Source organism: Curtobacterium sp. SL109 (assembly GCF_026672405.1).
GTDB lineage: Bacteria > Actinomycetota > Actinomycetes > Actinomycetales > Microbacteriaceae > Curtobacterium.
In genome coordinates this window covers 1,349,921-1,369,836 of sequence record NZ_JAPPRB010000002.1, presented here as the reverse complement: position 1 = coordinate 1,369,836, position 19,916 = coordinate 1,349,921, and the positions used below count along the sequence as shown (strand labels likewise).

General features: G+C 71.3%; 17 protein-coding genes and 1 pseudogene. 5 read left to right on the top strand and 13 right to left on the bottom strand.

The features are described from left to right. Position 1 precedes the first annotated feature (1 nt). The gene (locus OVA28_RS08055; protein ID WP_268096523.1) at positions 2-805 is read left to right on the top strand and encodes a glycoside hydrolase family 16 protein; all 804 of its coding nucleotides are present in this window, start codon (positions 2-4) and stop codon (positions 803-805) included. Positions 806-909: 104 nt separating this feature from the next. Here the strand turns inward: OVA28_RS08055 and OVA28_RS08050 are convergent, their stop codons facing one another. After that, entirely contained in the window at positions 910-1,395 is a 486-nt protein-coding gene (locus OVA28_RS08050) for a MarR family winged helix-turn-helix transcriptional regulator (RefSeq protein ID WP_268096522.1), read from the bottom strand. Between the two features lie 60 nt (positions 1,396-1,455). Between OVA28_RS08050 and OVA28_RS08045 the strand changes: the two genes are divergently transcribed. The 3 genes from OVA28_RS08045 (at position 1,456) to OVA28_RS08035 (ending at position 3,681) form a co-directional block, all read left to right on the top strand. Beyond that, positions 1,456-1,824: a VOC family protein gene (locus OVA28_RS08045; RefSeq protein WP_268096521.1), complete on the top strand. Its 369-nt coding sequence runs from the start codon at positions 1,456-1,458 to the stop codon at positions 1,822-1,824. Between the two features lie 120 nt (positions 1,825-1,944). Continuing rightward, on the top strand, positions 1,945-2,895 hold the full coding sequence (locus tag OVA28_RS19115; protein ID WP_326493747.1) for a helix-turn-helix domain-containing protein: 951 nt from the start codon (positions 1,945-1,947) through the stop codon (positions 2,893-2,895). 75 nt (positions 2,896-2,970) lie between these two features. Then, positions 2,971-3,681, top strand: a complete 711-nt coding sequence (locus OVA28_RS08035) for an NUDIX hydrolase (protein WP_442780773.1) — start codon at positions 2,971-2,973, stop codon at positions 3,679-3,681. 374 nt (positions 3,682-4,055) lie between these two features. On the opposite strand, the gene OVA28_RS08030 is transcribed toward OVA28_RS08035, so the two are convergent. The 8 genes from OVA28_RS08030 to OVA28_RS07995 all read right to left on the bottom strand — a co-directional run bounded on the left by OVA28_RS08030 (position 4,056) and on the right by OVA28_RS07995 (position 12,483). Beyond that, on the bottom strand, positions 4,056-4,781 hold the full coding sequence (locus OVA28_RS08030) for a hypothetical protein (protein ID WP_268096520.1): 726 nt from the start codon (positions 4,779-4,781) through the stop codon (positions 4,056-4,058). A gap of 4 nt (positions 4,782-4,785) precedes the next feature. Continuing rightward, a complete protein-coding gene (locus OVA28_RS08025) occupies positions 4,786-6,111 on the bottom strand; it encodes a family 1 glycosylhydrolase (RefSeq protein ID WP_268096519.1) in 1,326 nt (441 codons plus the stop codon). After that, complete coding sequence (locus OVA28_RS08020) at positions 6,108-7,025, bottom strand: carbohydrate ABC transporter permease (RefSeq protein WP_268096518.1); 918 nt, start codon at positions 7,023-7,025, stop codon at positions 6,108-6,110. Before OVA28_RS08020 ends, OVA28_RS08025 begins: the two co-directional genes overlap by 4 nt. Further along, a complete protein-coding gene (locus OVA28_RS08015; protein ID WP_071273956.1) occupies positions 7,015-7,983 on the bottom strand; it encodes a carbohydrate ABC transporter permease in 969 nt (322 codons plus the stop codon). Before OVA28_RS08015 ends, OVA28_RS08020 begins: the two co-directional genes overlap by 11 nt. Then, positions 7,980-9,242 (bottom strand): sugar ABC transporter substrate-binding protein, encoded by a 1,263-nt coding sequence (locus OVA28_RS08010; RefSeq protein WP_268096517.1) that lies wholly within the window; start codon positions 9,240-9,242, stop codon positions 7,980-7,982. The genes OVA28_RS08015 and OVA28_RS08010 overlap by 4 nt, the downstream gene beginning before the upstream one ends. 162 nt (positions 9,243-9,404) lie before the next feature. Continuing rightward, complete coding sequence (locus OVA28_RS08005) at positions 9,405-10,454, bottom strand: LacI family DNA-binding transcriptional regulator (protein WP_194661272.1); 1,050 nt, start codon at positions 10,452-10,454, stop codon at positions 9,405-9,407. A 569-nt stretch (positions 10,455-11,023) separates the two neighbouring features. Further along, positions 11,024-11,494: a hypothetical protein gene (locus tag OVA28_RS08000; protein WP_268096516.1), complete on the bottom strand. Its 471-nt coding sequence runs from the start codon at positions 11,492-11,494 to the stop codon at positions 11,024-11,026. Between the two features lie 107 nt (positions 11,495-11,601). Continuing rightward, positions 11,602-12,483 (bottom strand): manganese catalase family protein, encoded by an 882-nt coding sequence (locus OVA28_RS07995; RefSeq protein WP_268096515.1) that lies wholly within the window; start codon positions 12,481-12,483, stop codon positions 11,602-11,604. A 143-nt stretch (positions 12,484-12,626) separates the two neighbouring features. On the opposite strand from OVA28_RS07995, the gene OVA28_RS07990 reads away from it, so the two are divergent. Continuing rightward, positions 12,627-14,051 carry a hypothetical protein gene (locus OVA28_RS07990; protein ID WP_268096514.1) on the top strand — a complete coding sequence of 475 codons (1,425 nt, stop codon included), beginning with the start codon at positions 12,627-12,629 and terminating at the stop codon, positions 14,049-14,051. Positions 14,052-14,128: 77 nt separating this feature from the next. Here OVA28_RS07990 and OVA28_RS07985 read toward each other — a convergent pair. The 4 genes and pseudogenes from OVA28_RS07985 to OVA28_RS07970 form a co-directional block, all read right to left on the bottom strand. After that, positions 14,129-16,479 (bottom strand): annotated as a pseudogene (locus tag OVA28_RS07985) (glycoside hydrolase family 3 N-terminal domain-containing protein). Between the two features lie 122 nt (positions 16,480-16,601). Beyond that, complete coding sequence (locus tag OVA28_RS07980) at positions 16,602-17,489, bottom strand: carbohydrate ABC transporter permease (RefSeq protein WP_194661277.1); 888 nt, start codon at positions 17,487-17,489, stop codon at positions 16,602-16,604. Further along, positions 17,486-18,514 (bottom strand): carbohydrate ABC transporter permease, encoded by a 1,029-nt coding sequence (locus tag OVA28_RS07975; protein WP_268096513.1) that lies wholly within the window; start codon positions 18,512-18,514, stop codon positions 17,486-17,488. The genes OVA28_RS07980 and OVA28_RS07975 overlap by 4 nt, the downstream gene beginning before the upstream one ends. Before the next feature lie 8 nt (positions 18,515-18,522). Further along, a complete protein-coding gene (locus OVA28_RS07970) occupies positions 18,523-19,818 on the bottom strand; it encodes an ABC transporter substrate-binding protein (RefSeq protein WP_268096512.1) in 1,296 nt (431 codons plus the stop codon). Between the last annotated feature and the right edge of the window lie 98 nt (positions 19,819-19,916).

Below are 19,916 nucleotides of genomic sequence, written 5' to 3'. Positions count from 1 at the left end.
GATGAACCGTCGACACCGCGGCCTCCTCGTCGCCATCACCGCTGGCGCCCTCGTCCTCGGCGCCCCCACGGCCGCCTCTGCCGCCACCACGAGCGGATGGTGGTGGGGCGGACACGGCCGCTGGCAGCCGCCGGTGACCGCACCCACCCCGACGCCCGCGCCGGCCCCGGTCGCCGACACCGACTCCTCCGCGCCGGCTGCCTCGTTCGTCGAGGACTTCAACGACTACGCCGCCACCGGCCTGGTCGCCCAGACCTACAAGCAGGCCTGGCAGCCCTACCCGGACGGCACCTCGGGCATCTACGCCCCGAGCAAGACCGTCTCGGTGCACGACGGCGTCATGGACGTCCAGCTCGGCGGCGCCGGCACGGCCGGCACGTTCGGCACCTTCGCCAAGGCGTGGGGACACGTCGGCGGCTCGTTCTCCGTGCGCGCCAAGGCGACGGGCGGCGACGGCAACGGCGCGGCCTTCATGCTGTGGCCGACCTCCGGCATCTGGTCGGACGGGGAGATCGACTTCCCCGAGGGCAACTTCGACGAGAGCCCGTCCGCGTACCACCACTCCATGACCCCGGGTCAGGAGTCGAACCGCGTCCAGCTCGGCACGGGCGTCTCGTGGCGTGACTGGCACACCTACAAGATCGACTGGGTCCCCGGCAAGTCCGTCACGTACAGCGTCGACGGCCGCGTCCTGGACACCATCACGCACGACGTGCCGTGGACCCCGCACCGCTTCATGTTCCAGACGGGCAACTGGGGCGACTCGGGCAACCTGCTCATCGACTGGGTCTCCACCACCGAGTGACCGGCTCCGGACCGGAGTGACCCCCGGTCCGGACCACACTCCAGCCCCACCACGGGGCAGACGGGAGGCACGGTGCCAGCTGGCACCGTACCTCCCGTTCGTCGTCAGTCGCGCCCCGTCTCCGTGGGCGCGTCCCGGGGACCCGGACCGGACCGCAGCGCGCGCACCATGCTGCGGAGCAGCCGGAGGGCCTCGGTACGGTCGTCCGCCGTCAGGCCGTCGAGCATCCGGACCTCGACGGAGCGGACCGCAGCGGTCGCGGCGGTCAGGCGTGTCCGGCCGACGTCCGTGAGGCGCGTGGGCAGGGCCTTGCCGACGGGCGCCTCGGCGGCACGCGTCACGGAACCGTCCCGCTCGAGGGCCTGCAGCAGCACGTTCATCGACTGCCGGGTCACGAAGGCACCGCGGGCCAGCTCGGAGTTCGACAGGCCGGGGCGCTGCGCGAGGAGCTCGAGGCACGAGTAGTGCGTGATGGTCATGCCGAGCGGTCGGAGCACGGCCTCCATCGCGGTGCGGAGGGCGCTGGCCGCCTCCTTCAGCAGGTACCCGAGTGAGGTGTCGAGGTCGATCCCGTCGGCGTCTTGACTCATGTCAGGATTCTGACATAGGTTGCTCCGTGTCAGAAGACTGACACACAGCGAAGGAGCACCATGCCCGTCACCGGCCCCGACTTCATCTCCCTGCAGGTCCGCGACCTCGATGCCTCCCAGGCGTTCTACGAGCAGCGCCTCGGCCTGGTCCGCTCACCGGCCGGGCCGCCGCACGCCGTCGTGTTCACCACGACGCCGATCGCCTTCGCGCTGCGCGACGTCGTGCCGGGCACCGACCTCGACGCCGTCGCACAGCCGGGCATCGGGGCCGCACTCTGGCTCCACGCGACCGACGTGCAGGACATCCACGACGCCCTGGTGGCGGACGGACGGACCATCGTCAGCGCGCCGGTCGACGGCCCCTTCGGCCGGACCTTCACCTTCGCGGACCCCGACGGCTACCACGTCACACTCCACGACCGCGCCTGACCCGGCGGAGCCGTCGCGCGTCGCGCCCCGAGGCCGATCCGGCTGTGACCTCGGGATTGTCCGATTCCGGAAGCCGCGTGTCCCCTTGCAGGACGGCTCGGTTCCGGTGAGGATCGACCCGTGGCAGAACTCCTACGTCGGACCCGGCGCGAGACCCGCACCCGGGACCGACGGGTCGCAGCGGCGACCGTGATGCGCGACGACGTGACCCACGGCCTGCTGGTCGAGGGGCGGGAGTCGTCGTTCTCCTTCGAGGACCGCACCCGCGGGACGCACCTGCTGTCGCTGGGGTCGTGCAGCTGCTCCGGCGTGGTCTCGGGCGAGATCGCCCCGGACAACGCGATGACGCTGATCTGGCTGAAGTCCGGCCGCGGGCACCTCGACGGCGACCTGATGACGATCGGGCGCCCGACGCTGCTCCGTACCACCGCGCAGCCGTTCCGGTGGGAGTCGTTCCACAAGGACGTCATGCGCATCGACCGCGCCACGGTCGAGGCCGTCGCGGCCGAGCGCGGCGACTGGGAACCCGGTCCGCTGGTGTTCCAGCCCCGCCACGTACCGGAGGGCCCCGCCCTCGCTGCCTGGTGGCTGATGGTCCGGACCGTCGCCGCCGAGGTCCTGAACGGCTCGGACGAGGTCTCACTCGAGCGCGAACAGGAGCTCACGCGGTTCGCCGCGGCCGGCCTCCTGACGGCGATCCCGCACTGGCCCGTCGGGCAGGACGAACCGCCGCGGACCGCCGCCAGCGCGCGGTTCGCCCGCGCCGAGACCTTCCTGCTCGAGAACGCCACCGAGCAGATCACCGTGGCCGACGTCGCCGCCGCTGCGGGCCTGAGCGTGCGGGGGCTGCAGGACACGTTCCAGCGGCACCACGGCATCGCCCCGCTGACGTACCTGCGCGGGATCCGCCTGCTCCTGGCGCGCGAGCACCTGCAGACGACCCCGACGGCGAGCGTCGCCGAGGTCGCGCGGGCCGCGGGCTTCGCGCACCTCGGCCGGTTCGCCGCGGCCTACCGCGCGGAGTTCGGCGAGCTCCCCCGGCAGACCCGGCAGGCGGCGCAGGAGGCCTGACCCGTCAGCAGCCGCGTCGTGTACTCCGTGCCCCGATGACGCGCCTGCCCGGTGGTCGGTGCATAGGCTGCTGTCGTGACGGAGACGAGTCGGGCGACGGACGACGTGACGAGCGCCAGGGCGGAGCTGGCTGCGGTCCTCGACTCCGCCGGCGGTGAGCCGCTCGTCGCCGGGCTCCCCGCAGCCGTGTCGCCGCGTCAGGCCGCGGTGCTCATCCTCTTCGGGGTGCTCGACGGTGTGCCGAGCGACCGTGCGGACGCCGCCGTGTCGCGGGACCTCGACGTCCTGCTGCTCTCACGCGCGACGACCCTGCGTGCACACCCCGGCGAGGTCGCCTTCCCCGGCGGCCGTGTGGACCCCGGCGACCGCGACCCCGTGGCTGCCGCCCTGCGCGAGGCCCGCGAGGAGACCGGCCTGGACCCCTCCGGCGTCGACGTGCTCGGCACGCTGCCGGCCGTCCCGCTCGCGTTCTCACGACACCTGGTCTCGCCGGTGCTCGGCTGGTGGCGGGACCCGTCGCCCGTGCGGGTCGTGGACGAGGCCGAGTCGGCGGCGGTCTTCCGCGCGCCCGTGGCCGACCTGCTCGACCCCGCCAACCGCGGAGTCACGGTGATCCGGCGCGACGGCCAGGAGTGGCGTGGGGCGGCCTTCACGGTGGACACAGACACCGGGACGCACGTGGTGTGGGGCTTCACGGCGTCGCTGCTCGACGCGCTGTTCGACCGCGCCGGGTGGACGGAGCCCTGGGACCGGGAGCGCGAGGTGCCGCTGCCCGCTGCGCGGTGAGCGCGGCCGGGCGGTGGCCGGGCGGCCCGCGCCGAGTCTCGGCCAGGCGGACATCCCGCGGCCTGCGCGGGGCGCGACCTGCCCGCTGAGCCGAGTCTCGGCAGGTGACAGCGCGCCGGACGGGAGGCTCGGCGCCGGACGTGCGCCGAGCCTCCCGTCCGGCGGGTGGTGACCACGCGGCTGCGGGGTCGGGGCCCACGGGTCGGCAGAAGCGACATGCTGTGTGCGGATGCGCCGCGCAGACGGACCCGCGTTGTCGCTCGATGCGATCGCATGGTGCGCGTGGCGACGGACCGGCCGGTCGGCAGCGTCCTCGACGTCAGCCGGCAGACGCGACAGGCTCCCGACAGATGCGCCACGCAGACGGACGCGCGTTATCGCCCGATGCGCTCGCATGGGTGCTGACGGCCGGACCGTGTCGCTTCCGCCGGCACACGCGCACGACGTGCTGGGTCAGCCGACCCTGGCCGGGCGGAGCGCGCGGAGCACCCGCGCGAGGACCTGGAGCCTCGCGGCGGCGATGCCCGACGGCCGGCCGAGCGCACCCCGGGGGCGAGCACGACGTGTCCTCGGTCGGTCGCGAACCACAGGCCGTAGTCCTCGTCCATGCCGCCGCGCACCCGGTGGGTCGCGACGTCGATGCGGCGGATGCGCTCCCACGGAAGGTCGTGGACGGGTCGGTCGTCGTGGGAGGACCAGCCGTGGAGGCCCTGGTCGTCGACGGTCCACAGCACGGGTGCCGGGTCCGGGAGCTCGTCGGGCTCCCGGATGACCGGCGCCGTCACCGGCAGGTGGAAGGCCACCGGGGTGCCCGATTGGCGGATCCGCGCCAGGACTCGGCGGTCTCGACGGGAGGCCCACCACGCGGCCAGGCCGGCGACGGGGCCGGCGACCAGCAGCGCCGGCGGGACCAGCACGAGGAGCCCGACGCGTTGGGTGCGGTCCCAGAACTCCGCGACCCACTCGAGGTGCAGGGCCTCGGCCCAGAGCAGCAGAGCGCCGACGACCGACAGGGCGAGGAGCCCGAGCACGAGTGCGCGGACGGGCGGGACCTCACCGTCGCGGAGGCGGCGTACCCACGGTTCGGCGTTGTCGTCCACCTGCTCAGCGTGGCACGGCCGCGAGCCCGCGGTACGTCTCCGCCGCGCTGGTGACGACCCGGGCGAGGGTGCCGTCCGCCTGCTCCTCCAGGCGGACGAGGCCCATGCGGCGCAGGTACGGGGTCTTGCTCCCGGTACCCGAACGTTCGGCCACCACATCGTCCGACACGGCGAACTCCTCGACGTTCCTCCCGCCGGAGGCGTAGGACCAGTCGACGAAGTCGAACACCGGCCACCACGTCCAGCCACGGACGTCGACCCCGGCGTCCACGAGGGCGCGGACGGCGGCCACGGAGTCGCGGACCCACGCTGACCGGACGGCGTCGGAGCCCTCGATCGAGGTCTCGGTGACGACCATCGGCACGCCGTAGCGGGCACCGAAGCGGGTCACGGACTCCACGAGTCCCTCGCTCCAGCGGTCGTAGGCGTGCTGCACCGTAGCCGCGGCCCCGTTCACGAGCCGCCGCGGGGAGAGGTCCGGGTAGTAGTTGACGCCGAGCAGGTCGATCGTCACGGCACCGTCGACGAGGTCCGCGAGCGCAGCAGGATCGGCGCCGTGCGCCACGAGCCACGCGTGCGACGGGTGGGTCTCGACGACACGGCCGAGCACCAGGTCGGTCGGCACCCAACCGAGGTCCTCGAGCAGTGCGGCCTCGGCGGCGAGCGCCGTGTCGTCGCCGCCCGCCGTGAACAGCGACGACGCCTCGACGTGCACGACGACCACGTCGGGGTTGGCGGAACGGACGGCCGCGACCGCCTGCTGGAAGCCCGCGGCGATGCCGAGGACCACACGGGTCCACCCCTCCCAGCCGGTGAGCGCCGGCGGCCACACCCCGCGCAGCCCTGCGAACGACGCCGTCGTGATCGGTTCGTTGAGGGGCGTCACGTGGTCGACGACCCCGGCGTACCGCGCCGCGAAGGCACCGGCGAACGAGGCGATGGCCGCCGGGTACCCGGGGTCGGCGAACGACTCGGCGAGCCAGCTCGGCGTGCCGTAGTGCACCAGGTCGGCGATCACCGTGATGCCGATCGATGCGGCGTACGGCAGGCGTTCATCGAGCACCGCCCAGTCGAAGACGCCCGGGGCGACGTGCACCCGCGGCCAGTCGACGCCGTAGCGCAGGGCCGTGGCACCGAGGGACGCGACGAGGTCGAGGTCGTCACGCCACACGTCGTCGTGGCCGGTCAGCTCGTGCTCGTCGAGAGGCGCCATCGCGAAGTGCTGCGGCGGGTACACACAGGTGTCCTCGATCCCGGCGACGAACGTGAACGTCCCCGGCGCGAACACCCGCCCGGTGGTACGGGTGTCCGCGGGGCCGGGCGCGCTCACTTCAGCCCCGTCGTGGCGACGCCGGCGACGAAGAACTTCTGCGCGAAGAAGAACCCGAGCGCGATCGGCAGCAGCGAGATCACCGCGCCGGCGAGCAGCACCGCGTGATCGGTCACGTGCGCTCCCCCGAACAGCGTCAGCCCGGCCGGCAGCGTGAGCATGTCGTTCGACGTCGTCACGACGAGCGGCCAGAGCAGGTCGTTCCAGAGCGCCATGCCGTTGAGCACGGCGACCGTCGCGATCGCGGGCTTCGCCAGCGGCAGGATCACCTGCCAGTAGATCCGCCAGTGTCCCGCGCCGTCGATGCGTGCGGCTTCGTCGAGCTCGGCGGGGATGTCCACGAAGAACTGTCGGAACAGGAAGATGCCGAACGCGCTGGTTGCTCGCGGGATGATCAGCCCCTGGTAGGTGTTGAGCCACCCGAGGTGGAACAGCTCCACGAAGACCGGGATGAGCGTCACCTGGAACGGCACCATGAGCGTCGCGATGACGAGCACGAAGGCCACGTTCCGCCCGACGAAGCGCATCCGCGCCAGGGCGTAGGCACACATCGAGTCGAACAGCAGTGTCAGCGCCGTCGTGACCACGGTGAACAGGAGCGAGTTGAGCAGCAGCCGCAGGAACGGGAGCTGCTGCCAGACCCCGACGTAGCCGTGCAGGGTGGCACGCGTCGGGAACAGGCTGGCCGGGTGGCCGAACAGATCGGCCTCGGACCGGAACGACCCGCTGACCATCCAGATGAACGGGACGAGCACGAAGACGAGCCCGATGCCGAGGTACACCCACTTCAGCACGGAGCCGGTGCGCTCGACACCGCTCCGCAGGACCGGGCGCCGGTTGCTGATGCGGGCCGGACGGGAGGTCCGGGTCGGCTCCGGCAGGGACGGTCGCCGCGTGCGCGCCTCAGTCGACATCGTCGTACCGGAAGAGCCGGAGCTGGAGGAGGGAGATGAGCATGATGATCACGAAGAGGACCCAGGAGATGGCCGACGCGTAGCCGGTCTGGTAGTTGACGAACCCGTCGCGGTAGAGCAGGTTCACGAGCGTGTCGGTGTGGAAGACCGGACCGCCGCCGGTCATCACGTACACCAGGTCGAACACCTGGAACGACTGGATCGTCAGGATCATCGACGTGAAGAGCATCGTGGGGCGGATGCTCGGCAGGGTGATCCGCCAGACGGTCTGCCAGCGGTTCGCGCCGTCGAGCTCCGCGGCCTCGTACCGTTCCGCCGGCACGCCCTTCAGCCCGGCGACGAAGAGGATCATCGCGAAGCCGAGGCTCTTCCAGACCGACACGGCGATGATCGTCGGCAGGGCCAGCGACGTCGACTGCAGCCACGCGATGCTCGGCAGTCCGAGCGCCGCGGTGATGCCACCCACGAGACCGATGTCCGGGTCGAGCAGGAACTTCCAGACCAGGCCGATCGTCACGAGCGACACGATGGTCGGGAAGAAGAAGACCGATCGGACGATGCGGTTCGCGAGGGTGTCCTGCTGGAGGAGGATGGCGGCGACGAACCCGAGGACGACGAGCAGGACGACCGAGACGATCGTGTACTCGAGCGTGATCCGCAGGGCGTTCCAGAACTGTCCGTCGTGGAACAGCGCGACGTAGTTGCCGAAGCCCACGAAGGGCTGCGAGACCGCCCCCACGGTCCAGTCGAAGAACGAGTAGTACAGCGACCGGAGGATGGGGAAGACCACGAACGCGCCGAGGATGAGCAGCGACGGGGCCATGAAGAGCCAGGCCGGCTGGAACCGACGCGATCGGCGGCGGGTGGGGCGAGCCTCCCGTCCGGTGTCGCGGCCGGAGGCCGGGGCCCCGCCACGCGGCGTGCGTGGCGGGGCGGACCCGGTGAGCTGGTCGGTCACTGACCGCAGCCGGTGAGGCCGTCGATCGTCTGACCGGCGCTCTTCGTGGCGGAGGCGACCGACTTCCCGCGGGTGATCTCGCCGATCAGGGGGACGTAGCCGTCGGAGTCGACCTTCGTGGCGTTCGGCACGTGCGGCAGGTACAGGCGCGCGTTGGGCACCTGGCTGGCGAAGACCGACACGGTGGGGTCTGCCTTCAGCTCCGCATCGTCCGACAGGTCGGTCCTGAGCGGCGGGAAGCCCGTCTGCAGCGAGAACTTCTGCTGCGCGGACTTCGACGTCCAGTAGGCCAGGAACTCCTGCGCCTGCTTCGGGTACTTCGTCTTCGCCGAGATCGACAGCGGGGCGATCGCGCCGAGCGTGCTCGACTTGCCGTCCACGCCGACCGGGATCGTCGCGATGCCGAGGTCGATGCCGGCGTCCTTGTACCCGGACGCAGCCCACGGGCCGTTGATCTCCATCGCGGCCTTGCCGGCCGAGAACAGCGAGTCAGCCTCGGCACCGGTCAGACCGACCGGGCTGACCTTGTCCTTCGCGACCAGGTCCGCCCAGGTGGACAGTGACTTCTGCCCATCGGAGGACTGCACCACGCTGCAGTTCTTGCCGTTGACGATGTCGCCGCCCTCGAGCCACTGCAGTACAGGCCACATCTGGATCGTCTGGTTGTCGGCGAGCGCGATGCCGTACTTGCCGCCGGCGGTGAGTCTCTTCGCGTCCGCCGCCATCTCGGCGACGCTCGACGGCGGGTCCGTGATGCCGGCCGCCGCGAAGAGCTTCTTGTTGTAGTACAGGCTCAGCGTGGCGAAGTTCGCGGGGACGCCGTAGAGCTTGCCGTCGTAGGTGAACTCGTCGACGGTGCCGGGGGCGAAGGCATCCGTGTTGATCTTGCCGTCACCGCTGCCGGTCGCCGTGATCGGCATCACCGACCGCGTCTTGACGTACTGGGCGACGGCGTTCGGGTCGGAGGACACCGCGGCGACGTCGGGACCCTGCCCGGTCAGCCAGGCCGACGGGAGCTTCTGCTGGATGGTGTCCCACGGCTGCACGGTCATGTCGACCTTGACGTCCGGGTGGGCCTTCTCGAAGTCCGTGACGATGGTGGCGTAGCCGGGGCGGTCGCCGCCGGTGAACCCGGTCCAGACCTTGAGGGTGACGGGGCCGTCCGTGCTGGCGTTGCCGCCGGCGGAACAACCGGTGAGGGTGAGGGCCGCCACGGTGGCGACGGCGCCGATCGCGAGGGTCGTGCGTGCGTGCTTCATCGGGAACGCTCCTTTGCGTTGCTGTGCTCGCAGGATGGGTGGGGGTGCTGCGGGTGGGTGGGGCTGCGGGTGGCTGGTGCTGGTGCTGGTGCTGGTGCTGGTGGGGTACTGCTGGTGGTGGGGGCCTGCTGGTGCGCCGGGTGCTGCTGGCGCGGCGTCCGCTCAGGTGCGGACGCGTTCCGCGTCGGGGTCGCACCCGCAGGATCGGCGGGTGACGAGGTCGACGGGGAGCTCGGTGCGGGCGGGTTGGCCGCCGCGGTGGTCGACGAGGTCGAAGAGGCGCTCGGTGGCGATGCGGCCCATCTCCTCGGCGGGGACTCGGATGGTCGTGATGCCCGGGGTGGTGACGCGGGCGAGCCCGAAGTCGTCGAAGCCGACGACGGAGACGTCCTCCGGCACGTCGACCCCGGCGCGACGGAGGGTGTGGAGCCCGCCCACCGCCATGTCGTCGTTCGCGAAGACGACGCCGTCGGGGCGGGTCGCGGCGTCCTCGTGCAGGAAGTGCTCCATCGCGGCGGCGCCGGAGGTCTCGGACAGGTCGCCCTCGACCATGGAGACGTCGGTGAGACCGTGTCGCTCGGCAGCCCGGAGGAACCCGGTCCGTCGGTCGAGCCCGGTCTGATGGTCGAGCGTGCCCGTCACGTGCAGGAGGCGACGGCGCCCGTGCACCTCGACGAGGTGGTCGACGAGCCGCTCGGTGGCGGCCACGTCGTCGATGCCGACCGTGACCGCGTCGGCCAGGTGCGGGTAGTTGCCGATGAGGACGGCGGGCAGCCCGCTCGCGACGAGCCCCTGGACGTGGTCGTCGTCGATTGCGGCACTCGTGACGATCGCGCCGTCGGCGGTGCGGGAGCGCATGACCCGCTCGTAGGCGACACCACCGTTGGAGGTGTCCGCGTTCGTCGAGACGATCACCTGGGCGTCGTGCGCGTTGGCCGCGGTCGACATCCCCGTGAGCACGTGCATGAAGTAGAGGTGCCCGAAGACGTGTGCGGACGAGTTCGGCACGATGAGCGCCACGGCGTCGGCCCGCTGACTGCGCAGCGCTCGGCCGGCCGAGCTCGGGACGTAGCCGAGCTCGTCCGCGGCCCGCTTGACCGCTGCTCGAGTGCGCTCGCTGATCCGTTCGTGTCCAGCGAGCGCCATGCTCGCAGCGGCGGACGTCACGCCGACCTTCGCGGCGACGTCCTTCAGAGTGACGGACTTCGGCATGATCGCCTCCTCGGCTTCGTTGCTTTATCGATTAACTGCGCCCATCATGCACGTGCTTAATCGATGAAGCAAGCCCCGACGCGGAATGTGTCGCGCGCGACTGGCGGCCGCCGCGCCGACTCCCGCCCGCCGGCCCGGCCTCTAGGCGCGGCGCCGAGTCTCGCCGCCCGCAGGCAGGTGCGGGCACGCGGGCCCGTCCGGCGCAGCCGGCGGAAGCGACACCGTGGGTACGGATGCGCCGCGCAACAGCCCGCACGATGTCGCTCGATGTGCGTGCACCGACACGGGAGCGGCACCGGCCAGCCGGAAGCGACAGGGTCCGTGCGGATGCGGATGCGGCTGCACGGGCGCAAGGCGCAGCCGCGGCAGGCGCAAACCAGCGGCGCGAAGCGAGTCTCGGCCGGGCGGACATCGCTCGAGGCGAGCGCGGCGCGATGTGTCCGCGGGGCCGAGACACGGGCGGGCGCCGGGGCGCGGACGGACGGGAGGGAGGGAGGGGACGCGACCTCCCGTGCCCGATGCGCGGGCATGGACCCGCGTGCGACGAACCAGGGGCGGAAGCGGCAGGGCTACTTGCTGGCGCCGTCCGTCACGCAGTTCTCGACGCGGCTGGCGGCTGCGGAGTCGGCGGTGAAGGTCTTGGGCGCCGGGGACGCCGTCGCCGTCGGGGCGTCGACCTCGTCGGTGGCGGTGCGGTTGAGCGGGAAGACCGTGCCGTCGAAGTCGTCGGCAGTGGGGTCGACGGTCGTGGCCCAGAGAGCGACGTCGCCGCCGGACGCCGGGGTCGTGCCGAGGTACCAGCCACCGTCAGCGGCCTCGATGTTCACCGTCGAGACGTCGTCGCTGCCGGTCAGGGCGTTGATCGCGTCGACCGTCGCACTCGAGGCGGTGTCGCACGTCGCGGCCCTCGTGGTGTTCTCGGCGAGAGGTCCGGTGTTCGCCGGGTTCGGCTCCTGGGCTGCGCCGTTGCAGGACGCGAGCAGCAGGGCGAGGGTGACGGAGCCGACGAGGGCGGAAGCGGTCTTCGCAGTGGTTCGCATGGTCGGGACGCTAACCGCCGGCCGGTGAGCCACATCCCAGGTGGAGCGGCCGCCGGACAGGCGCAGCGGTACCAGTCGCTGCGCTCCTGTCCGACGGCCGACCACGGTCACTCCTTGTTGAGCTTGTCCTGCACGGCGCCGGCGGTCTTCTCGATGATGTTCGGGAGTTCCGTGGTGCCGTAGAACCGGGTGTCCGGGTGCGTGGGCGGGGGCATCGGCACCGACGACGTGGGGCCGTCGTGGTACGAGTACTCGCCCTTGCCGTCGAACGACGGACCGCTGGCCCAGGGGCCGTTGCCTGCCTCGGCACCGTCCGAGAAGTTCAGGTACTGGTAGCTGAACTCCGTGTGCTCCTTGGACTGCGGGAACTTGTTCGGCACCGGGAAGTCCTCGATGCCGGCCTCGCGCAGTTCGGCCGCGGCGGACGCCCACATGTTCTGGTGCATCGTGTCGCGGGCGATGAGGAAGCCGAGGAGGTCACGGACGCCGTGGTCGTCGGTCATGTGGTACAGCCGCGCGGCCTGGACACGGCCCTGCATCTCGGCGTTCTCGTTCGCCGTGAAGTCGGCGAGCAGGTTGCCGCTGGCGGTGATGTACGACCCCTGCCAGGGGTTGCCGTTGCTGTCGACAGGACGAGCCCCGGCGCCGGCCACGATGCCGTGCTGGACGTCGGTGCCGCCGATGATCGCGGCGACGGTCGGGTCGTCCTGCACCGCGTCCTCGGTGATCCCGAGCGGCGACTTCTCCAGCAGCTGCGCGATCATCGTCGCGAGCATCTCGACGTGGCCCATCTCCTCCGCGCCGATGCCGAACACCAGGTCGCGGTACTTGCCGGGCATGTGCATGTTCCACGCCTGGAACTGGTACTGCATGGCCACGGAGATCTCGCCGTACTGACCGCCGAGCACCTCCTGCAGCTTCCTGGCGTAGACGGCGTCCGGCTTGTCAGGAGTGGCCTTGAACTGCAGTTCTTGCTTGTGGAAGTACACGATCGCTCCTTCTGTTCGCGGCCTGGTCCGGGCTGGTCCCTGGATGGTCCACCGCGATGGCCGGGACGGTAGGCGGACGCTCCCGGACGGCGACGGAGATTGTCCACCGCACGAAAGCGGGGCTCGGCAGTAGCGTCGGGACCATGGCAGCACCTGAGGACCCGCTCGTCCCCGCCGACGCGGTGGCGGTCGGTGCGACGACGCTCGTGCCCGACCTGTTCCGACCCGTCGCGGCCGTGGTGACCGCCGGGTCGGTCCGGTGGCTCACCTGGCCCGGCGTCTCGCTGCCGGACCGTGCACTCGAGGAGGTCGAGGTGCTGCCGACGGCGTCCGGAGCGTGGCTGCTCTACCGGTCCGACGGGCCCGGGCTCGACGAGGACGGCCGGGGTCGGTCCGGGACCGTCGCCGTGCACCTCGGTCCGAGCGGCGTCTCGGACGGCGTCGAGCTCGACGGCCTCCGTCCGCTCGGCGCTGACGAGGGCGGGTTGTGGCTCGGCGACCCGCGTGACGCGTCGGAGTGGATGAGCGACGACGACGAAGACGACGACGAGCCCGCCGACCCCGCCGACATCGATCCCGCGACGCTGCCGAGGACGCCAGAGGAACCGTTCTGGCCCGACCCGTCCGAGTGGGCCGAGCCCACGGACGAGGACAGCGACGACGACGACGACGACGGCTACACGTGGTCCATCGGCTTCGCCGACACGGACGACACGGACGACACGGCCGACACTGACGTCGTCGTCGCCGGGGAGGACCCCGGACAGCGCGACTCCGACCCACTCGAGCGCGCCGATCCGGCCCCGGCCCCGAGTCCCCCGCTGCCGACCCCGCCCACTGACCTGGTGTGGATCGCACCGGACGGCACCCGCACGGTGATCCGCGCCGACCACCTCGTCGACGACGTGCGTCGGGAGGGCGCGACCCTCGTCGTGCGGTACTTCCCGACGGGGCCTCGCCGCGTCGTGCACGAGGACGAGGACGGTGGCGACGGCGGCGGCTGGTGGGACGTCGTGTACGAGCCGCACGAGGTCCGCGTCGACGTCTCCAGCGCGCTCCCGCGGTCCATCGACACGGACGCCCTGGAGTCCGAGCCGGCAGCCGAGGAGGACGAGGACGCCTGGGAGCAGGCCATCGACGCGCGCGAGGCGCGGCGAGCACCCTGGCTCGACCGCCTCGACCTCGCCGGTGTTGCGGGGACGCGCTGGCCGCTGTGGGACGCGGACGAGGTCTCCCGCGCACGTGCGGTCGACCGGCTGCGTGCCCAGTTCATCGGCCTCGACGAGCGGGTGGTCCTGGGGACGCGCGACCACCCCGAGCCGCGGAGTGCCCCGAGCGACCACCGCGACGTCCAGGTGGTCACGGAGGGCAGCTGGCCCGACACCGAGGTGGTGGTCTCCTTCGAGCACACCGCGGTGCCGTTCCTCCGACTGCGCAGGCGGTACCGGGTCTTCGACGCGACCGGTCGGCCGATCGACTGGACCCACGTCACCGTGCACCTCGAGGAGGACGTCCTCACGGCACTGCCGCCCCGGTCCCACGCGGACGACGGCGTCCTCGACCTCTGACCCCACGGCACACCGCCGCGAGACGCCCCTGAACCCCGGCGTCTCGCGGCGATGCGGTCAAGCGGCCGACCCGGTCGTCAGACCAGCGACCACCCCACGATGCGCGGCTCACTGAGCGCGACCTCGTGCACGGCCCCCGTGACGGCGACCGTCGCACGCTCCGTGGCGGAGCCGGGCACGTCGACAGCAGCCGGCCCGTCGCCCACCGCGACGATCCCACCGGAATCGAGCGGGCCTCCAGGCCGGGACGCCGCCGCGTGGGACGCGACCCACACCTCGACGTCACCCGGCTCGACCACCTTCCGGAGGTGCCGGTCGGTGAAGGCGAACCGCTGCACCGGGACGGCGAAGCGGACCCGCGCGGACTCCCCCGGGCCGAGCGCCACGCGGGCGTACCCGAGGAGCTGCACGACCGGGCGGGTGACGCTGGCGGCGACGTCGTGGCCGTAGAGCTGGACGACGTCCTCCCCGGGCGGGCGCCGGTGTTGCGGACGGTGACCTCGGCGGTGAAGGTGCCGTCGGTGGTGACGGCGGGGTCGACGACCAGGTCCTCGTGGACGAAGGTCGTGTACGTCAGGCCGAAGCCGAACGGGCGCACCGGTGTCGAGTCCGTGGCCGTGACGTCCGACGGACCGCCGAGCCGCGGGTGCAGGTACGTGTACGGCTGCGCGCCGGCGGACCGCGGGAGCGAGACCGGCAGGCGGCCGGACGGCTCGGCGGCACCGGTGAGCAGGTCGGCGATCGCGAGACCGCCGCCCTCCCCCGGGAAGAACGCCTGCACGACGGCGGCGGGGCGTGCGCCCGGGCCGTCGAGCGCCCAGCCGATCGCGTACGGCCGGCCGGTCAGGAGCACCAGGACCGTCGGGGTGCCGGTGGCGACGACGGCCTCGACCAGTTCGCGTTGGACGCCGGGCAGTTCGAGCGACTCGGAGTCGTTGCCCTCGCCGACGGTGCCGCGGCCGAACAGGCCCGCCTGGTCACCGACGACCAGGACGGCGACGTCGGAGGCGGAGGCGAGGGCCACGGCCTCGTCGAAGCCGGAGCGGTCGTCGCCGGTGACGGCGCAGCCGGGCGCGAAGCGGAGCTGTTGGACGTCCGCCCCGCCACCCCGCCCCGCCAGCGCCGCCGGCAGCGCCTCGAGCACCGTCGGGATCGAGAAGCCCAGCGGCAGGTCGGGGTGCGTCGCGAGCACGTGGTTCGCGAACGAGTAGCACCCCTGCAGGGCCTCCGCGCGATGGGCGTTCGGGCCGATCACCGCGATCCGGTCGGCCGGCGCCTGGAGGGGCAGCACCCCGTCGTTCGCCAGGAGCACGAGCGAGCGGGCGGCGAGCCGTCGAGCGAGGTCCTGGTGCTCGACGGTGTCCAGATCGACGCCGGTGGGGGCGTCGTCCTCGAACACGTCGGGGTCGAGCAGTCCGAGCCGTTCCTTCTGCCGGAGGACGCGCAGGACGGCCCGGTCGACCAGGGCCTCGTCGACCGCACCGCTGCGGACGCGCTCGACGAGCGGTGCGAGGTACGCGTCGCCCGTGGGCAGCTCGACGTCGATGCCGGCCTCGAGCGCCATGGCCGCGGCGTCACCGCGGTCGGTGGCGATGCCGTGCATGACCTCGAGGAACGCGACCGAGAAGTAGTCGGCGACGACGGTGCCGTCGAAGCCCAGACGGTCACGGAGCAGGTCGGTGAGCAGGGCACCGTTGGCCGCGACGGGCACGCCGTCGACCTCGGCGTACGAGTTCATCACCGAGCGGGCGCCGCCGTCGAGCAGCGCCATCTCGAACGGGGGCAGGTAGACGTCGGCGACCTCGCGGGGTCCGGCGTGCACCGGCGCGTGGTTCCGTCCGGCCTGCGAGGCCGAGTACCCGAGGAAGTGCTTCAGCGTCGCGTCGACGCCGGCGCTCTGCAGCCCCTTGACGTACGCGGTGCCGACGGTGCCGACCAGGTACGGGTCCTCACCGATGCACTCGTCGACCCGGCCCCAGCGGGGGTCGCGGATGACGTCGAGCACGGGCGCGAGGCCCTGGTGCACCCCGAGCTGCCGCATGGACCGGCCGATGACGGCGCCGACCTGCTCGACGAGCTCCGGGTCGAACGCGGCACCCCACGCGAGCGGGGTGGGGAACGTGGCGGCCTTCCACGCGGCGAGCCCGGTGAGGCACTCCTCGTGGACGAGCGCGGGGATCCCGAGTCGGGTCTCGCGCTTCAGCCGGCGCTGTTCGTCCCAGAGCCAGGCCGCCCGCTCGTCGGGTTCGACGGGGCGGGTGCCGTAGACGCGGGTGAACTGGCCGAGGCCGTCCCGCGTGACCTCGGCGAGCGTCGCCGTCGGCCCCTCGGGCGTGCCACTGGTCATCTCGCCCTGCATCGGGGCGACGAGCCCGTTCTGGTCGAGCCAGTAGCCGACGAGCTGCGCCGTCTTCTCCTCGAGCGTCATGGCGGCGAGCAGGTCCTCGGCCCGGCGGGCGGGCGCGGTGGTCCCGGTGCTGCCGGTCCCGGCCGTGCCGCCGGCCTGGAGGCTCGGGGCCGCGTCCGTCAGGTTGGTCGCGTCCGTCGCGGTCATCCCTTCACCGCACCCGTCAGGCCACCGACGATGCGGCGCTGGAACACCGCGAAGAACGCCAGCGCCGGGATCATCGACAGCGAGGTGAACGCGAGGACCCTGGCCGTGTCCACGGAGTACTGCGACGAGAACGCCTGCACCCCGAGCGGCAGCGTGTAGGCCGACGCGTCGTTGAGGATGAACAGCGGCAGGATGTAGCTGTTCCAGCTGCCGATGAACGCCAGGATGCCGGTCGTGACGACGCCGGGGAGCGACAGCGGCACGACCATCCGGAAGAAGAACCCGAGCCGGCTCGCCCCGTCGATCGAGGCCGCCTCCTCGAGCTCGTCCGGGATCGCCCGGAGGAACGGCACCAGGATGATGACGGTCGTCGGCAGGCCGAAGGCGATCTGGGGCAGGATCACGCCGGCCAGGCTGTTCGTGAGACCGAGGTCCTTCACGAGCAGGTAGAGCGGCGTGATCGCGACGGTGATCGGGAACATCAGGCCGGCGGCGAACAGCGAGTACAGCACGCCACGACCACGGAAGTGGTAGCGGGCCAGCACGAAGCTCACCATCAAGCCGAGCACGACGACACCGATGGTGGTCGTGATGCCCGCGATCAGCGAGTTGCCGAGCTCCTGCCAGAACACCCCGCTGGAGAGCACGGCGCTGTAGTTGCCGAAGTTCCACGGTGCGGGCAGACCAGCCGGGCTCGACGTGATCTGCGCGTTGGTGCGGAAGCCGCCGAGCACGATGTACGCGACGGGGCCGACGCACACCGCGATGAACAGCAGCGCGATGAAGTACGTGCCGAGGTTCCGTTCGCGGCGGACCGGACCGGAGTCCCCACGCCCGCGGTCACGGCGACCCTTCGGCGCGATGATGGATGCGGTGGCGGTCATCGTGTGGCCTTCTCCGTGAGTGCGCCGGCGGTGTCGCGACGCAGGACGAACCGCTGGTAGACGAGTGCGATCACCAGCGAGATGAGGAAGATCACCACGGCCACGGCGTTGCCGTACCCGTAGTTGCCGGAGTTGCGGCCGTTGGCGACCATGTACGTCGCCATCGTCGAGGTCCCCGCGGTCGAGGCGATGTACTGGCCCCAGATGATGTAGACGAGGTCGAACAGCTGCAGCGACCCGATGATCGACAGGAACGCCCAGATGCGCAGCGTCGGGCCGAGGAGCGGCAGCGTGATGCGCCGCTGGATCTGCCAGTAGCCGGCACCGTCGAGCTGTGCGGCCTCGAACAGCTCCTCGGGGATGCTCTGCAGGCCGGCCAGGAACAGGATGACCGCGAAGCCGATGTACTTCCACGAGATGATCGCCAGGAGCGTCCAGATCGCGATGTCCGGGTTCGACAGCCAGTCGTTGCGGAGGCCACCGAGACCGAGCGTCTGCAGGAGGTCGTTCACGGCCCCGCTGCTCGAGAGCATCAGGCTCCACCCGGTGCCGACGATCACCTCGGAGATGACGTACGGCACGAAGATGAGCACGCGGATGAGCCCACGGCCCCGGATGCGCTGGTTCAGCAGCAGCGCCAGGATGATCGCGATCGGCCCCTGCACGAGCAGCGACCCGATGACGATGAACAGGTTGTGCCACAGCACGCCCCGGAAGTCGGGGTCGGTGAAGATGATCTTGTAGTTGTCGAACCCGACGAAGTCCGTCGGGGTGCCGTAGCCCTGCCACTTGTAGAAGCCGTAGTAGGCGGCCAGGGCGACCGGCAGGATGACGAAGCCGACGAACATGATCGTCGCCGGACCGGCGAGCAGGGCGATCTCGACCCGCTTGCGGACGTCGGCGACGGGGCGCTTCCGGGACCGGCCGGCCGGGGCCGACGGCTGTGCGCCGTCGGCCCCGGTGGTGCGTCCCGCGTCCGCCCGCTCACTGGAGCGGGGAGGACGAGGTGCGACAGAGGTGGCCATGGGTCGGGTCAGCCCTTCGCCGCGGCCTGGTTGACGGTCTTGACGATGTCGTTGACCGAGCCCTTGCCGGCGAGCAGGTCGACGACGCTGGTGTTGAGCGCGTTGCCGACGTTCTGGCCGTACAGGGTGTCCAGGTAGTTCGACACGAACGGTGCCTTGTTGTAGGCCGTCAGGACGGTCTTCAGGTAGGGCTCGGTGACGACGGACTGGGCCGACTCGTTCGCCGGGATCGCGTTGAACGCCTTGTAGTACTGCTCCTGCACGTCCTTCGTCGTCATGTAGTTGAGGAAGTCCGTGCACGCCTGCTTCGGCGCCTTGGCGGAGCAGGAGTACCCGTCGACCGCACCCATCATCGAACCGGGCGCACCCTTGCCGCCGGACACCTCCGGGAAGGGGAAGAAGCCGAGGTCGGCGAGCGGCTTGGCGTCGGGGGTGAGCGAGGAGATCACGCCCGGGTCCCACGCACCCATGAGCTCCATGGCGGCCTTGTGGTTCGCGACCAGGCCGGCCGAGCTGCCGGCACCCTGCTGGGCGGCGGTGGTCAGGTAGCCGTCGTTGAAGGGCTTGGTGTCGAAGAACGTCTTGGTGTCCTGACCGGCCTGCTTCCAGCAGCTGTCCGTGAACTTGAGGTCCTTCGCGGCACCGTTCAGCGTCTTCTCGCTGCAGGCGCGCAGCGCGAAGTTGTAGTACCAGTGCGCTGCGGGCCAGGCGTCCTTGGCGCCGACGGCCACCGGCTGGATGTCGGCGTCCTTGAGCTTCTGGATGTCCGCGTTCAGCTCGTCCATCGTCGTGGGCGTGCCCTCGATGCCGGCCTGCTTGAAGAGGTCCTGGCTGTACCAGATGCCCTCGGGGTTCACGTCGACCGGCATCGCGTAGGTCTTGCCGTCGAGCTCGTAGCCCTTGAAGGCACCGGCGCTGACCTCGGTCTTGGCGTTCTTGCCGATGGAGCTGGTGATGTCCATGAGCTGGCCGGCCTGGGCCATGGCGTTCATCTTGCCGCCGCCGCGCTGCAGGAACACGTCGGGAGCGGAACCGGAGTTCAGCGCCGTCTGGAGCTTGCCGTCCAGGTCCTCGTTCTGGATCGCCTGGATCTTGATCGTGACCTTCGGGTGGGCCTGCTCGAAGTCCTTGACGGTCTTCTCCCAGAAGGCCTTGCCCGGACCGGTGGTCGAGTTGTGCCAGAAGGTCATCGAGACCTTGCCGTCACCGCTCGATGCGTCACTGCCCGCGGAACAGCCTGCGGCCGTCAGTGCGGTGGCCCCGATCAGCGCGATGGCTGCCGCGGCTCGGATCTTCCTCGTCATCGTGGAACTCCTCGGTGTCGTCGTTGACATGCGCGACATCGACTGCCGCTGCGACAGAGCGTGCCAGGCGCTCCACCGGCTTGTCAATCGATATCGAT